Source organism: Nocardia sp. CNS-044 (assembly GCF_059570515.1).
On the sequence record NZ_JCANSX010000009.1, the window covers coordinates 449320 to 464655 of the forward strand.

The 15336-nt window shown below is 69.1% G+C and carries 13 protein-coding genes; 7 read left to right on the forward strand and 6 right to left on the reverse strand.

Going from position 1 to position 15336, the window contains the following annotated elements; translation table 11 throughout:
• Positions 1–29: 29 nt before the first annotated feature.
• The 3 genes from T333_RS24860 to T333_RS24870 all read right to left on the reverse strand — a co-directional run bounded on the left by T333_RS24860 (position 30) and on the right by T333_RS24870 (position 3180).
• On the reverse strand, positions 30–608 hold the full coding sequence (locus T333_RS24860) for a DUF3558 domain-containing protein (protein WP_496426126.1): 579 nt from the start codon (positions 606–608) through the stop codon (positions 30–32).
• A gap of 599 nt (positions 609–1207) precedes the next feature.
• Positions 1208–2857 carry a hypothetical protein gene (locus tag T333_RS24865; protein WP_357248127.1) on the reverse strand — a complete coding sequence of 550 codons (1650 nt, stop codon included), beginning with the start codon at positions 2855–2857 and terminating at the stop codon, positions 1208–1210.
• The gene (locus T333_RS24870; protein WP_354999711.1) at positions 2854–3180 is read right to left on the reverse strand and encodes a type VII secretion target; all 327 of its coding nucleotides are present in this window, start codon (positions 3178–3180) and stop codon (positions 2854–2856) included. Before T333_RS24870 ends, T333_RS24865 begins: the two co-directional genes overlap by 4 nt.
• A 252-nt stretch (positions 3181–3432) precedes the next feature.
• Between T333_RS24870 and T333_RS24875 the strand changes: the two genes are divergently transcribed.
• From T333_RS24875 to T333_RS24895, 5 genes are all read left to right on the forward strand, one after another.
• Positions 3433–4437 (forward strand): NAD-dependent epimerase/dehydratase family protein, encoded by a 1005-nt coding sequence (locus tag T333_RS24875; protein ID WP_496426006.1) that lies wholly within the window; start codon positions 3433–3435, stop codon positions 4435–4437.
• 31 nt (positions 4438–4468) lie between these two features.
• Complete coding sequence (locus tag T333_RS24880) at positions 4469–5491, forward strand: Rv2578c family radical SAM protein (RefSeq protein WP_496426007.1); 1023 nt, start codon at positions 4469–4471, stop codon at positions 5489–5491.
• Positions 5492–5617: 126 nt separating this feature from the next.
• On the forward strand, positions 5618–7579 hold the full coding sequence (locus T333_RS24885; protein WP_496426008.1) for a 2-oxoacid:acceptor oxidoreductase subunit alpha: 1962 nt from the start codon (positions 5618–5620) through the stop codon (positions 7577–7579).
• The gene (locus tag T333_RS24890) at positions 7579–8658 is read left to right on the forward strand and encodes a 2-oxoacid:ferredoxin oxidoreductase subunit beta (RefSeq protein ID WP_496426009.1); all 1080 of its coding nucleotides are present in this window, start codon (positions 7579–7581) and stop codon (positions 8656–8658) included. Before T333_RS24885 ends, T333_RS24890 begins: the two co-directional genes overlap by 1 nt.
• 100 nt (positions 8659–8758) lie before the next feature.
• Complete coding sequence (locus tag T333_RS24895; RefSeq protein WP_354999706.1) at positions 8759–9910, forward strand: FIST signal transduction protein; 1152 nt, start codon at positions 8759–8761, stop codon at positions 9908–9910.
• Positions 9911–10078: 168 nt separating this feature from the next.
• Here the strand turns inward: T333_RS24895 and T333_RS24900 are convergent, their stop codons facing one another.
• The 3 genes from T333_RS24900 to hisS form a co-directional block, all read right to left on the reverse strand.
• Positions 10079–11086, reverse strand: coding sequence for a malate dehydrogenase (locus tag T333_RS24900; protein WP_496426010.1), 1008 nt, complete (start codon positions 11084–11086; stop codon positions 10079–10081).
• Positions 11087–11249: 163 nt separating this feature from the next.
• Positions 11250–11897 carry a hypothetical protein gene (locus T333_RS24905; RefSeq protein WP_496426011.1) on the reverse strand — a complete coding sequence of 216 codons (648 nt, stop codon included), beginning with the start codon at positions 11895–11897 and terminating at the stop codon, positions 11250–11252.
• A gap of 126 nt (positions 11898–12023) precedes the next feature.
• The gene (hisS, locus tag T333_RS24910; protein ID WP_357248109.1) at positions 12024–13304 is read right to left on the reverse strand and encodes a histidine--tRNA ligase; all 1281 of its coding nucleotides are present in this window, start codon (positions 13302–13304) and stop codon (positions 12024–12026) included.
• Between the two features lie 139 nt (positions 13305–13443).
• On the opposite strand from hisS, the gene T333_RS24915 reads away from it, so the two are divergent.
• Positions 13444–14313, forward strand: a complete 870-nt coding sequence (locus tag T333_RS24915; RefSeq protein WP_496426012.1) for a peptidylprolyl isomerase — start codon at positions 13444–13446, stop codon at positions 14311–14313.
• Between the two features lie 414 nt (positions 14314–14727).
• A complete protein-coding gene (locus T333_RS24920; protein WP_354999701.1) occupies positions 14728–15282 on the forward strand; it encodes a hypothetical protein in 555 nt (184 codons plus the stop codon).
• Positions 15283–15336 lie beyond the last annotated feature (54 nt).

Here is a 15336-nt window from a genome sequence, read left to right on the forward strand (position 1 = left end):
TCCCTCCCCGTGATCGTAAGCAATTGGTCTCATGCGGCGGCCGGAATTGCCGGAACGATCTTCTCGGCCAGAGTACGCGCGAGGACGCAGGTGTCGAGGTGTCCCGTCTCACGGGTGACCGAAGGGTTCGTCAAGCTGACGTCTAGACTTCCACCCTTCATCTCTACGTTCACGACACACGATTCCTCCGGAGTAGCCTCGACTTGTCGCGTAGAGATTGCTCCACGACCGTTGATCGTGAATTCTTGTGCATCGCGGAAGTTCTCGTGTCGCACCATGTCGATCGTGAGGTTCGTAGTCGTGATCGTCGCCGCGTAGCCGTTCGAGCGCAGGTACTTGCACCCACGCCATTTGATGCCATCTGCGGCATTCGAATCCGCTTCCCCCCGCGGCTTGAGTTTCTCCGAATCCAGCACGCTCTGCGGAATATCCGTGCACGTGTTGAAACCTGACGGTACGTCCGCCGCAACTCCCGCCCCAGCATTAGTCGCAGTGGAACTCCCAGACGGAGTCGCATCCCCGTCCACCGACGATCCACACCCCACCAGCACGAACGCGGCCCCGAGAGCGAGAACCCCCACCCGCCACGCATTCGACTTGCTCGTCATCGGCACCTTCACCGCCGGACCCTCGGCGTCACGGGGTGGACCGGCTTCTCCGCCCCCAGCCAACTGCGGCTGAGACTACCACCGGCGCGCTAACACTCGCGAGATGCGGAAGCACCCAGCGCGGAACCGTTCCGATCAGGAGATCGGTTGCTGAAAGTCGCCACCCACGACGGCTCTGGTGAACGCCACCCACTCGTCGGGCGAGAACGCTAGCGCACCGCCACGCGGGGTTCTTCGAATCGCGTACGCCCACCCGCTCATCAGCGAGGAACCGACTTGCGCGGCATCGACCGCTGGGCGCGCGCGAACCTTCCCGTCGCGCACGGCGGGGCCTACCTACACACCGAGGGTCTGGGCGCGATCATCGATCGCCTCGCCCAACTCACCGCACACGCCCACAGCGCTCTCGCCGAGAACTCCGACTGGACCTGTGGTTCGCCTGGGAGCGCCTCGGGGAGCTCGCCGTCGCTTACGAAGACCTCGCCACGGAACTCGTCGCGGGCCGCCGCAGGCCTCCCGACATCACCTGACGAAGACGAACAACGGCGCCCTCCCCGACTCCGGGAGAAGGGCGCCGTCGCGAAACCCGTTGCGAATCCCTAGAACTGGTCCTGCTCGTAGTCCGAGCTGAGCAGTTCGTCGGTGTGCGTCGCACCGATGACGTCCGGCGTCGACTCACCGAGCGGTCCGGTGAGATCGTCGTTGCCGGTACGGCTCTGGTACGGCTGCACGTTGCGCGAGTGCTGGTCGTCGTCGGACTGGCGGGCTCCGGCCGCACCCGGCGCGCCACCGCCCATGAACGAGCTACCGGTGCCCGCGGGCGTCGTCGCCGCGCCGAGACCGGTCGGCAGCGTCGCGCCCGGCATGCCGATCGGACGGACGGCGGGCACCGCGGCGCCGGGCAGACCCGGTGTGCTCGGCACTCCGGAGTAGCCCGGTCCGGGGCCACCGCCACCGGGACCGGGGCCGCCCGGACGACCCAGCGGACCGAGCAGACCGCTCGGCGAGCCGGGCGTACTCGCGGCGCCGGTGGTGTTCAACGAGGACGGGATCGTCGAGGTCGACGTGTTGAGACCACTGCCGGGGCTGGTGCTGGCCGCCTGCGTCGCGGTCTCCTGCGCCTGCGCCAGCAGCGGCTCTCCGATGTTCTGCGCCGCCGCCTGCGCGACCTCCTGCGCCGAGGGCAGTCCACTCTGCCCGAGCAGCTGCCCGACGACGCCGTTCAGCTCGGCGGTCTTGCCCGCCAGATCTCCGCGGGTCATGTTCACCACCGAGACGGCCTGCCCGAGATGCTCTGTCGCGCTGGCGATCAGCGCGGCCTGGCCGGGCGGGGTGAGGATGACCGGCGCCATCGCGGTCGCCTGGGTGGCGAAAGACCCTGCGATACCGAGCAATTGGGCGTTGCCCTGCTGGACAACGGCCGCGGCGCGCTGGGTGAGCTCGGAGATGTCGAAGCCGCGCTGGCTGGTCTCCTGCCCCTGCTGGTTGGCTTCCTGCCCGGCCGCCTGCGCCTGGCGCGAGGCCTGCCCCTCCCAGACCTGCTCGACGGTGGCGAGACTGCCCTTGCCGAGCTGCATCGCCGTCTCGATGATCTTCGAGGACTGGCTCAGAATCGCGGTCGGGTCGAGTGCGCCGAGCACGCCGGTGCCGAAGCTGCCGAGCAGATCCAGGATCGGCTTGAACAGCAGGTCGACGCCGGGCAGCGCCGGAATCTGCAGGCCGTTCATCAGCGCGCCGATCGGGTCGGCGGGCAACTCGGGCAGGGTCGGCAGCTGCGGGGTCGCGGCCGCCGCGGGCGTCGCGGCGCCGGACGGGTTCCCGCCCAACGCGCCACCGAGCAGTCCGCTCGTCTGACCGATGAGGTTGTTCGCGGCGTCCTGCACCTGCGTGGCAGCGTGGCTGATCGCGGTGTTCGCACCGGCGAGCAGGCTTTCCACGTCCGTGGGCATTCCACCGAGGATGTCCTGGGCCTCCGGCGCGGGCGCGCCACCGAGGCCGGGCAGTCCGGCGGGCATGGCGCCGTGCGCGGGCGCGTCCTCGCTCACCCGCTGCGACAACACGAATTCCGGCGCCTCGATGGGCGCGATGTCCTCGGGCAGCTGTGGCAGCGGCAGATCGAGGAGAGCTTGATCGGTGGGAATCGCCATGGCGGCAGCCTGATTCGCGCCCGCCGCGGCGTGGTCGAGCGAGTCGAGAGCGGGCTCGGACGGGGCGATGAGACCCGTGGGCGAGGAGTCCAGCGGCTTCACGCTCCGCCTCCGATCTCGCCCGTCTGGACGTTCATCGCGGCCGCGTTGCCGGTGTCGGTGCCCTCGAAGAGCGAGGCGGCGTTGAACGCCTTGAACGACAGGTCGGCGTACTTGGCCGACAGGTCGTTGATGTCTTTGGCCTGCAGCACCTGCGCGGCCGCGAAGCTCAGCAGATAGTCGGCGCCGATCAGCCCGAAGACCGGCGTGAGTGCGGCCACCTGAGCCGGTCCGTCGAAACTTGCCGAGGAAACCTGCGCGGCGATCCCGGCGTTCTCCGTGGCGAATGCCCGGACCGCTTCGGTCTCCACCGAGAGATCACTCATCGAGTTGCCCCCCAATTCGTCGTGAACATCTGTGTCGTGCACATAGCGTTGTCGAACGTCTCCCTGCCCGAAACGACTGTGCCCCCGGACAGCTCGGCCGTCCGAACGGCGAAGCCGCTGCGGTTGGGCTCAATATAGCGGACGCTACCGGCAAGTTTCGAGACCGTAGCCGACCGAAGCGGAACCGATCGCGCCACGACGAGCAGAACTGGAACGTGTTGCAAATTAGAACAAGTTCTATATTCTATCGCCATGAAGGTCGCAGTGACCGGCGCCGCCGGCTACCTTGGCACGAATCTGCTCCGCCTGCTCGTCGATCTGGGACACGAAGTCACCGCGATCGACCGAGTGGCCCCCGAGCGGTCGGCGCACCCGAACGTCACCTGGATCGCGGGAAACGTGCTCGATCCCGCGTCGATGCGCGAGGCGTTGACGGGCGTCGACACCGTGTACCACCTGGTCGCCGTGGTCACTCTCGCCGAGAAGAACGACCTGGCGTGGAAGGTCAACACCGAGGGCGTGCGGGTGGTGGCCGAAGCCGCGCTCGAGGTCGGCGTCCGCCGGATGGTGCACGCGAGCTCCATCCACGCGTTCAACCAGTACAGCTGCGGCGGCCGCATCGACGAACGCACAGTCCGCTCCACCGACCCCGCGCTCCCGGTCTACGACCGCTCCAAGTGGGCGGGCGAGGTCGAGCTGCGCAAGGCCGTCGACAACGGCCTGGACGCCGTGCTCTGCAACCCGACGGGCGTGTTCGGACCCCTCGACTACAGCACCCCCCTTTCCCGGATCAATCTCGCACTGCGGGAAGCCGCCCTCGGCAGGGTGCCCGCGATGATCGGCGGCAGTTTCGACCTCGTCGACGTGCGCGACGTGGCGCAAGGCCTGATCCTGGCCGGCGAGAAGGGCCGGACCGGCGAGAACTACCTACTCGGCGGGTCGATGATCTCGATGCTCGATCTGTGCCGGATGGCCGCGGCACACGGCGGTAAGAAGGGACCGAGGTTCACCATTCCGCCCAAACTGGTCGGTGGCCTGATTCCGATCCTCGCGCCGATCGGCAAGATGCTCGGCACCGACATGCTGTCCAAGGCCGCGCTCGGCGCGCTGGTCTCCGCGCCGGTGGTCGACCACGGCAAGGCCGAACGCGAACTCGGCTACCGGCCGCGCCCGATCGACGACACCGTGCGCGATCTGGTCACCTTCTTCGCCGATACGACCGCGTTCGACGCGACGGAGACCCGCCGCATCGCTTGACACACCCTAGAACGCATGTTCGACTGACTGGGTGCGGTGGCAGAACCAGACCCTGGACGCCGACGACGGCGCACTGCCCGGCTTGAGCCGGGCAGGGTTCGTTCGCACCGTACAGACACCGGAATTCGAGGGCATCACGTTCCACGAAGTGCTCTGCAAGAGCGCGCTGAACAAGATGCCCGAGAATTCGAATCTGCCCTTTCAATGGACGGTCAACCCGATGCGCGGGTGCTCGCACGCCTGCCGCTACTGCTTCGCCCGCCCCACCCACGAGTATCTGGACCTGGACGCGGGCCGTGATTTCGACGCGCAGATCGTGGTGAAGACCAACATCGCCGCGGTGTTGCGCAAGGAGCTCGGCCGCAAATCCTGGCATCGGGACCCGGTGGCGCTCGGCACCAACACCGATCCGTACCAGCGCGCCGAAGGCCGATATCGGTTGATGCCCGGCATCATTCGCGCGCTGACCGATTCCGGCACGCCGTTCTCCATCCTCACCAAGGGCACCTTGCTGCGCAGGGACCTGCCGCTGCTGACGCTGGCCGCCCGCGAGGTGCCGGTGAGCCTGGCCGTCTCCATCGCCATCCTCGACCAGGAACTGCACCGAGGCCTGGAGTCCGGGACGCCGTCGCCGCGCGCCCGGCTCGACATGGTGCGCGCGCTGACCGACGCGGGCTTCGCGGTGCACGTGATGGTCGCGCCGGTCATCCCGTACCTCACCGACAGCCGCGCGCATCTCGACGAACTGTTCGGAGCGATCGCGGCGGCGGGCGCGTCCTCGGCCGTCGCCTTCCCGATGCATCTGCGCGGCAGCACCCGCGGCTGGTTCCTCGGCTGGCTGGCCGAGGCGCACCCCGCCTTGCTACGCAAATACCGCCAGCTGTACGGCCGCGGCGCCTACGTCACGCCGGAGTATTCGGCCTGGCTCCGCGAGCGCATGACGCCCCTGCTCGAGCGACACCGTCTGACCAGGAACTGCGACGCCATGGCCGCGCGGGTGCGCGCCGAGGACCCGCCGCGCGCCTCCGACACCCAGCTGGCGCTGTTCGCCTGATCCGCGACCCGCCCGACCTCGGGAAATCAATCCGCGGCGGACTGCGCGCTTCAGCGGCGATACCCGCCTGAGGCGGAGTAGGTTGGCCATGGCACCTCTCACTCGACGAGGAAGTGAAGCAGGCATATGGTTTCGCACCAAAACGATGTCGGCACAGCCAAACTGGAAAAGGTCGTCATTCGGTTCGCCGGGGACTCCGGCGACGGAATGCAGCTGACCGGCGACCGCTTCACCCACGAAGCGGCCGCGTTCGGCAACGACCTGGCCACCCAGCCGAACTTTCCCGCCGAGATCCGCGCGCCGCAGGGCACGCTACCCGGCGTCTCGTCCTTCCAGATCCAGATCGCCGACTACGACATCCTCACCGCGGGCGACCAGCCCGACGTGCTGGTGGCGATGAATCCGGCGGCGCTCAAGGCGAACCTCGAGGACCTGCCGCGCGGGGCGACCGTCATCGTGAACACCGACGAGTTCACCAAGCGCGCCCTCGCCAAGGTCGGCTACCCCACCGACCCGCTGGAGGACGGCTCGCTCACCGATTTCGTGGTGCACCAGGTGCCGATGACCTCGCTGACGCTCGCCGCCACCGAACCCGCCGAGGTCGGCAAGAAGGACGGCCAGCGCGCGAAGAACATGTTCGCGCTCGGCCTGCTGTCCTGGATGTACGGCAGGCCGATCGGCGGCACCGAACGCTTCCTGCGCGAGAAGTTCGCGGGCAAGCCCGACATCGCCGAGGCCAACGTGCTCGCCTTCCGCGCGGGCTGGAACTACGGCGAGACCACCGAAGCCTTCGCCACCACCTACGAGATCGCGCCCGCCACCCTCGCGCCGGGCACCTACCGCCAGATCACCGGCAACACCGCGCTGGCCTACGGACTGGTGACGGCGGGACAGCTGGCCGGGCTGCCGGTCTTCCTCGGCACCTATCCGATCACGCCCGCCTCCGACATCCTGCACGAGCTGAGCAAGCACAAGCACTTCGGCGTCACCACCTTCCAGGCCGAGGACGAGATCGCGGGCATCGGCGCGGCGCTCGGGGCCGCGCTGGGCGGCGCGCTCGGCGTCACCAGCACCTCCGGGCCCGGTCTCGCGCTGAAGAGCGAGACGATCGGTCTGGCGGTGATGACCGAGCTGCCGCTGGTGGTCGTCGACGTGCAGCGCGGCGGGCCCTCCACGGGTCTGCCGACCAAGACCGAGCAGGCGGACCTGTTGCAAGCGCTGCACGGCCGCAACGGCGAGTCCCCGGTGGCGGTGCTCGCGCCGCGCTCCCCCGCCGACTGCTTCGCCACCGCCGTAGAGGCGGCCAGGATCGCGCTCACCTATCGCACTCCCGTGCTGCTGCTCTCCGACGGCGCTATCGCCAATGGCTCGGAGCCGTGGGCGATTCCGAACGTCGCGGAACTGACGCCCATCGATCCCGGCTTCGAACCCGACGCGGATGACGAGACCGGATTCCAGCCCTACGCCCGCGATCCGGAAACCCTGGCCCGCCCGCTGGCCGTGCCGGGCACGAAGGGGCGCGCGCACCGCATCGGCGGACTGGAGAAGGCCGACGGCAGCGGCAACATTTCCTACGAGCCCGCCAATCACGAGCTGATGGTCCGGCTGCGGCAGGCCAAGATCGACGGCATCGCCGTCCCCCGGCTCGAGGTCGACGACCCCGACGGGCGCGCCGAGCTGCTGCTGATCGGCTGGGGCAGTTCGTACGGTCCGATCGGCGAGGCCTGCCGCCGCGCCCGCCGTCGCGGCGTCCCGGTCGCCCAGGCGCACCTGCGGCATCTGAATCCGTTGCCGCCCGACCTCGGCGCGGTGCTACGCCGCTATCGGACGGTGGTCGCGCCGGAGATGAACGGCGGCCAGCTGGCCATGCTGCTGCGCGCCAAGTACCTGGTGGACGTGCAGCCGTGGACGAAGATCGCCGGTACCGCCTTCTCGGCGCAGGAACTCGTCGGCGTCATCGACGCCGCGCTCGACGGCTCCATCGAGGACATGGAACAGGACAAGGCGTTCACCGCCCGTGCGCGGGCCACTTATCGGACACAGGACGCACGACGCGCGGCCACCGCCGAGCGGATCGGGGGCAACTGATGACCATCGTCGAAACCTCGCTCGTCGGAACGGATCTCGGCCTCTCCGGCGTGTCCGGAGTGCCCGGCGCGGACGGACCGCAGAAGGTCAAGGACTTCACCTCCGATCAGGAGGTCCGCTGGTGCCCCGGCTGCGGCGACTACGTCATCCTGGCGACCGTGCGCGGGTTCCTCGCCGAGCTCGGATTGCGCAGGGAGAACCTGATGTTCGTGTCGGGGATCGGCTGCTCCAGCCGCTTCCCGTACTACCTGGAGGCCTACGGCATCCACTCCATCCACGGCCGCGCGCCCGCCATCGCCACCGGTCTGGCCGTGACGCGCCCGGATCTCTCGGTCTGGGTCGTCACCGGCGACGGCGACGCGCTGTCCATCGGCGGCAACCACCTGATCCACGCGTTGCGCCGCAACGTGAACATGACGATCCTGCTGTTCAACAACCGCATCTACGGTCTGACCAAGGGCCAGTACTCGCCGACCTCGGAGCAGGGCAAGATCACCAAGTCCACGCCCATGGGCTCGGTCGACCACCCCTTCAACACCCTCTCGCTCGCGCTGGGAGCCGAGGCCACCTTCGCCGCCCGCGCCATCGACTCCGACCGCGCGGGACTCACCGAGGTGCTGCGCGCCGCCGCCGAACACCGCGGCACGTCCTTTGTCGAGATCCTGCAGGACTGCCCGATCTTCAACGACGGCTCCTTCGACGTTTTGCGCCGCGGCGACGCCGAATCGCGACTGATCCCGCTGCACCACGGACAGCCGCTGCGTTTCGGCGCCGAAGGCGAATTCGCCGTCGTGCGAAGCGGTTTCGGCCTGCGTGTGGTCCGCGCGGCGGAGGTCGAGGAGGCCGACATCGTGGTGCACGACGCCTACACAGACGACCCGGAATACGCCTACGCCCTCTCCCGCCTGTCCGACCAGGACCTGGGCCATGTAGTCACCGGTATCTTCCGCAGCGCCACTCGCCCCACTTACGACGACGCCGTGCGCGCCCAGAACACCGCCGCCGCCGACCGCAACCCCCTCACCCCCGACTCCCTCCAAACCCTCCTCACCGGCCCGGAAACCTGGACCGTCGCCTGACCCTCGCGCCACCTCCGCACGCTTCGCAGCGGCTGCGACCCTTGCGAAGCAGATAGCTGTGTGAGGTGTCCCTGCGATCACCGCGCCCTACGATGGATTTGTGCGGATCGCGGTCGGACTCTCCACCGCGCCCGACGCCAAGGACGCCGGCGCGGAGGCTGCCCTGCGTGCGCGCGACCGGCTCGCGGGTGCGTCGCCCTCGCTCGCGGTGCTCCTCGCGTCGCGGGCACACAGGCATGAGGCTTCCGCTGTGCTCGACGGCGTCCATCAAGCGGTCCGCGTGCCCGCGCTCGTCGGATGCGTGGCGCACGCGATCGTGGCCGGGCGGCGCGAGCTCGAGGACGAACCCGCGGTGGCGGTGTGGCTGGCGTCCGGTGCGCCCGCCGAGACGTTCGAACTGGACTTCGTCCCGACGACCTCGGGCGGGCTGCTCGCCGGCTATCGCTTCGACCGCACCGCGCACGATTTCCACCTGTTGTTGCCCGACCCCTTCACCTTCCCGGCCGAAGCGCTGCTCGAGCACATGAACTCCGATATGCCCGGCACCGTCGTGATGGGCGGGCTCGTGAGCGGCGGCCCACGTCCCGGCGGGAGCAGGCTGTTCCGCGACCACGAGGTGGTGTCCTCGGGTGCGGTCGGCGTGCGACTTCCCGGGCTGTGCGGTGTGCCGGTCGTGTCGCAGGGCTGCCGCCCGATCGGACAGCCCTACATCGTCACCGAGGCGAGTGGCGCGGTGATCACCGAACTCGGCGGCCGATCGCCGATCTGGCGGCTGCGCGAGATCGTCGACGCGCTACCGCCCGATCAGCAGGAGTTGGTGGCGCGTGGCGTACAGATCGGCATCGTGGTAGACGAGCACTTGGCCACCCCGGGCCAGGGCGATTTCCTGATCCGCGGACTGCTCGGCGCCGACCCGGCGAGCGGTGCGATCGAAATCGGTGAGGAAGTCGAGGTCGGCACGACCGTGCAGTTCCAGGTCCGCGACGCGGACGTGGCCGACCGGGATCTGCGCGCCGCACTCGCGCAGGCCCGCGCGGCGCTCCCCGGCCGCCCCGCGGGCGCCCTGCTGTTCACCTGCAACGGACGCGGCAGGCGAATGTTCGGGGTCGCGGATCACGACGCCACCGCCATCGAGGACATCCTCGGCGACATTCCGCTCGCGGGCTTCTTCGCCGCGGGCGAGATCGGCCCGGTCGCGGGCCGCAACGCACTGCACGGGTTCACCGCGTCGATGGCGCTGTTCGGCGAGTGAGCGTCACCGTGCAGCGCCCTCCGCCGCGGCACGACAAGCTGGATCGTCGCCTGACCTCGCGGAGATCGCACCCGCCTCGCGGGGTTGCGTCCCATGTTCGCCGCGAGGCGGGTGGATGACCTGCGAAGTCCGGCGATCGCCTCGTCGGTCCGGCGCTCGGCGGCCGGATCAGCCGCGCTTGGCGAAACCGAGGTCGACGACGGCCTCGCGTTCCTGTTCCAGTTCGGTGACCGTGGCGGTGAGGCGGGCGCGGGAGAACTCGTCGAGCGAGAGGTCCGGGACGATGGCGTAGCCGCCGTCGGCGCAGGTCACCGGGAACGAGCTGATAAGGCCCTCGGGGACGCCGTAGGAGCCGTCGGACGGGACAGCCATCGAGGTCCAGTCGCCCGCGGGGGTGCCGAGGACCCAGTCGTGGATGTGGTCGATGGCGGCGCTGGCCGCGCTGGCGGCCGAGGACGCGCCACGGGCCTGGATGATGGCGGTGCCGCGCTGCTGCACGGTGGGGATGAAATCGTCGCGCAGCCAGGCGGCGTCGACCAGGTCGAGGGCTGGGCGGCCCGCGACGGTGGCGTGGCCGATGTCGGGGTACTGGGTGGCGGAGTGGTTGCCCCAGATCGTCACGCGGGCGATGTCGGCGGCGGGCGCGCCGGTCTTCTTGGCCAGCTGGGCGATGGCGCGGTTGTGGTCGAGGCGGGTCATCGCGGTGAAACGCTCGGCGGGCACGTCCGGGGCGTTGCTCATGGCGATGAACGCGTTGGTGTTGGCCGGGTTGCCGACGACGAGCACCTTGACGTCGTCGGCGGCGCTGGCGTTGATGGCCTGTCCCTGCTCGGTGAAGATCGGGCCGTTGGCTGCCAGCAGATCGGAACGCTCCATGCCCGCCGTCCGCGGGCGCGCGCCGACCAGCAGCGCGATGTTGGCGCCCGCGAAGCCGACCCACGGATCGTCGCTGATGTCGATGGAGTCCAGCAGCGGAAACGCACCGTCCTCGAGTTCCATCGCCACGCCCTCCAGGGAGGCGACCGCCGCGGGGATCTCGAGTAGCCGCAGCCGCACGGGAGTCTCCGGTCCGAGCATCGCGCCGGAGGCGATACGGAACAGCAGACCGTAGGCGATCTGCCCGGCTCCGCCGGTCACGGCAACGGTCACGGGCGTGTTCCGAGCGGCGGTGCTCACGCGAACTCCTTGCGTCGAACGGATACTCAGGCCCAACCCTACTCAGCCTCACGCCGGTCGAAACGCGCCCGTGAGCAACGCCTCACGCCCCACACAGTCCGTGTACGCCGCACATAGGCACCGCCTGTGTGGGGCGTACACGGAGCGTGTGGGAACAGATGGATCAGCCGAGTTCGGCGATCTCGCGGTCGGTGAGCACGACCGGCGAGACGTAGTCCTTGGCGCGGGCCAGTTGCACGGCGCGGTAGAGGGGGCGCTCCTCCAGGCGGGCGTCGCGCGCTTCGGCGCGCAACTGGTGCACGAGCAGCGCCGAGACCGCGACCGCGGCGGCCAGGTGGCTGGCCGCGAGTGCGTCGGCGAGCTTGCGCAGCCCGAGCAGGTGCAGCTCCCGTCCGCTGCCCGCGTCGGTGTACATGGCGAGCGGGATCAGCTGGACGTCCGGGCCCGCGGTGACGCGCAGCACGATGCGGCTCAGCCGCGCGGGAAAGACCAGGAGCTCGACGCCGGTGGCCGCCGCGACCTCGACTCGCCGCTCGCCGAACACCCGGCGGGCGTGGATGGTCGTACCCGTCACCCACATCCGGCGGCGCCGCAGCGCCAAGGCGTAGCCCACGGTGGGCAGGCCGACGACCAGACCGATGGCGACCGCGATCGGCCACTCGACGACGGTCGCCGCGAGCAGCGCCGCGCCGATCCCGACGCCGGCCGCCGCCAGCGCCAGCCTGCGCAGCATCGGCTCGTACATCTCGGGTGCGACGAGATCGAGTCCGACCGGCGGAACCGGTTCCGGCTGACCAGGATTCGCGTCCACTCTCCACCTCTCCGCAAGGTCACCGCACCGGCGGTGCGCAGACACGGTACCGCGCGCGTATCCGAGGAGTACGGCGTTGGGCGGGGCACGGGGCTTTCGTCCCCGCGCCCCGCCCGCCGAGCCGGGTCAGTGCCCCGCGATCAGCGCCTCGCGCAGGACGCCGACGACCTCGCTGAGCGGCACGTGCCGCTGGTCGCCGGTCGCCATGTCCTTCACGGCGATGCTGTTCTCGGCCAGGTCGCGGTCGCCGAGCACCACGGTGAACTTCGCGCCGGAGCGGTCGGCCGCCTTCATCGCGCCCTTGACGCCGCGCCCGCCGTAGGCGAGGTCGACGCGGATGCCCGCGCCGCGCAGCTGCGCCGCGAGCACGACGAGGCGCTGCTTGGCCGCGTCGCCCAGCGGCACGCCGAACACCTCGCAGCGTGACGGAACGGCCGCCGACTTGCCCTCGGCTTCCAGCGCGAGCACGGTGCGGTCGACGCCGAGACCGAAGCCGATGCCCGACAGCGGCTGGCCGCCGAGTTCGGCCATCAGCCCGTCGTAGCGGCCGCCGCCGCCGATGCCGGACTGCGCGCCCAGCTGGTCGTGCACGAACTCGAAGGTGGTCTTGGTGTAGTAATCCAAGCCGCGCACCATCCGCGGGTTCAGCACATAGGGCACGCCGAGCGCGTCGAGGTGGCCGAGGACCTGCTCGAAGTGCGTCTTGGCGCTCTCGGAGAGGTGATCGATCATCAACGGAGCGTCGGCGGTGAGCTCGCGGACCTCGGGACGCTTGTCGTCCAGCACGCGCAGCGGGTTGATCTGCGCCCTGCGTTTGGTCTCCTCGTCCAGCGGCAGGCCGAACAGGAAGTCCTGCAACAGCTCGCGGTACTGCGGACGGCAAGTCTCGTCGCCGAGCGAGGTGATTTCCAGCCGGAACCCGTCCAGACCGAGGCCGCGATAGCCCGCGTCGGCGATCGCGATGACCTCGGCGTCCAGCGCCGGGTCGTCCACGCCGATCGCCTCGACGCCGACCTGCTGCAACTGCCGGTAGCGACCGGCCTGCGGGCGTTCGTAGCGGAAGAACGGCCCCGCGTAGCACAGTTTGAGCGGCAGCTGACCGCTCTTGTCCAAGCCGTGCTCGATCACGGCGCGCATCACGCCCGCTGTGCCCTCGGGGCGCAGGGTGAAGCTCTCGCCCTTGCGGTCGGCGAAGGTCCACATCTCCTTGCTGACCACGTCGGTGGACTCGCCGACGCCGCGCGCGAACAGCGCGGTCTGCTCGAACACCGGCAGCTCGATGTGCCCGTACCCGGCCAGTCGGGCCGCATGCACGAGGCCGTCGCGCACGGCGACGAACTCGGCGGAGCCGGGAGGCACGTAGTCCGGTACCCCCCGCGGGGCGGAGAAGCTGCTGGTCTTGGTCACGATGGTCCAGTTTCCACCACCACCGCCCGTCAAGTCCAACCGGTTTGCCTCCGACCCGTACGAGGAACTGCCGAGCGGTCTCAGGAAGAGATGGCACACTCTTACCTCGGAAGCAAGCCGACACGGGAGGAACGTGGTAGTGCCGAGCAACGAACAGCGACGAGCAGCGGCCAAGCGCAAGCTCGAGCGCCAATTGGCCAACCGGGCCGAACGCGCGCGCCGACGCAAGCAACTGACCATCGCCGGATCCGTGCTCGGTGTGGTCGTCGCGGTCGCGGCCGTCACCGGCGTCTACTTCCTCACCAAGGGCGAGGACAACCAGAACAGCGCCTCCGAGACGAAGGACGCGTCGCTGTCCGCCGCCGCGCCGCCCAACGCCAAGGCCAAGCCCGAACTGGTCGACTGCACCTACCGCGACGGCGCCAAGCCCGCCGACAAGCCGGTGCAGAAGCCGTCCAAGGCGCAGGGCATCCCCACCACCGGCGGGGACGCCAAGGTCAGCGTGAGCATGGACACCAATCAGGGCCCGATCGGCCTGACCCTGAACAACGCCGAATCCCCCTGCACCGTCAACAGCTTCGTGAGTCTGGCCACCCAGAACTACTTCGACGGCACCGACTGCCACCGGATGACCGCGGACGAGAGCCTGAAGGTGCTCCAGTGCGGCGATCCGACCGGCACCGGAATGGGCGGTCCCGGTTACGAATTCGACAACGAGTACCCGACCGATCAGTACGCCGAGGGCGACCCGAGCAGCCAGATGCCGATCGACTACAAGCGCGGCACGCTGGCCATGGCCAACGCGGGCCCCGGCACCAACGGCAGCCAGTTCTTCATCGTCTACGGCGACTCGCAGCTGCCGCCGCAGTACACCATTTTCGGCACGGTGGACGAGAACAGCATGGCGACGCTGGACAAGATCGCGCAGATCGGCCAGGACAACTCCAACGGTCCCGGCGACGGCAAACCCAGCGCCCCGGTGACCATCCAGTCGGTTCAGCTGGACTGAATCCCCGGCAACTTCTTCGGGCCCGGCGCCGTCCCCGGCGGCCGGGCCCGAACCTTGTGCGCTACGACAACTGAGGGTAGGCGAGCCTAATTATCCGGCGGCACAGGACATGTGCCGTAACTACTCCGGCGCTTCGCTGCGCGTGTCGGAATTGTGCGATATATGCTGTTACCGGCACGTCCGTACGGTTGTGCCACGCGTTTCTCGGGTAATCTCGAAACAAGGAGTTCGCGTAGCGTAGCCATCCCTAAAATGGGCGATCCCCAGCCACAAGGGATGCCGACGACACGAGTCCTCCTGGTGTCCACGTTTGCAGGCGGGGCACCCGCCGACGGGCTACAGTTCCGCGTGGCGGTGTCCGTGACGAAGCACCACAATCATCCATAGTGATCACTGCAGCATCGGGGAGCAGCCATGTCCGAGGAACTGGACGACATCGGCCGGGAAACCGCGGCCATGATGAAGAGTATGTTGCAGCTGGCGACCCTGGTCGCACTGCGCACCCGTGAGCGTGGTCAGAAGGAAGCCGAGGCGCGCGCCAAGATCACCGAGGCCCGCGTGAAAGAAGCTCGCGAACTCCAGATTCGGGAGGCTCGCGACGCCAAGGCCAAGGACCCGCGCAACCTCGAGCTCGCGCGCATGGTGGAGAAAGCGGCTCCGGCCAAAGGCATTTCACTGGAGAAGGATCGTTTCTCCGCGCAGGCCGAAGCCACTCGTATGGCGGCCACCGCGTCCGCCGCGAAACAACCGGTCGTTCGGTACGATTCGGCCGAGCGGCGTATGGCGATCGCGGCGCATCTCTCGCGCATCGGCGTCGCACCGGAGTTGGCGGCGGTCCGCATGCTCATCGAGGTAGGGCAGGGACAACCGCCGGAGGAAGCGGTCCGAGCCCGCACCGAGGAGAACCGCTCCGTCGCGGCGCGCGGTCGCGAGCCGGACGCCCGCGGCCTCGAACGCACCAGGCAGTAATCCGCCCGGAAAACTGAATCATCAAGAACGCCCGCTGATTTCAGCGGGCGTCTT

Excerpts from the sequence above, each read along its gene's own strand:
- T333_RS24860 (WP_496426126.1), bottom strand. The coding sequence starts at position 608 with ATGACGAGCAAGTCGAATGCGTGGCGGGTGGGGGTTCTCGCTCTCGGG.
- T333_RS24870 (WP_354999711.1), bottom strand. The coding sequence starts at position 3,180 with ATGAGTGATCTCTCGGTGGAGACCGAAGCGGTCCGGGCATTCGCCACG.
- T333_RS24875 (WP_496426006.1), top strand. The coding sequence starts at position 3,433 with ATGAAGGTCGCAGTGACCGGCGCCGCCGGCTACCTTGGCACGAATCTG.
- T333_RS24885 (WP_496426008.1), top strand. The coding sequence starts at position 5,618 with ATGGTTTCGCACCAAAACGATGTCGGCACAGCCAAACTGGAAAAGGTC.
- T333_RS24890 (WP_496426009.1), top strand. The coding sequence starts at position 7,579 with ATGACCATCGTCGAAACCTCGCTCGTCGGAACGGATCTCGGCCTCTCC.
- T333_RS24920 (WP_354999701.1), top strand. The coding sequence starts at position 14,728 with ATGTCCGAGGAACTGGACGACATCGGCCGGGAAACCGCGGCCATGATG.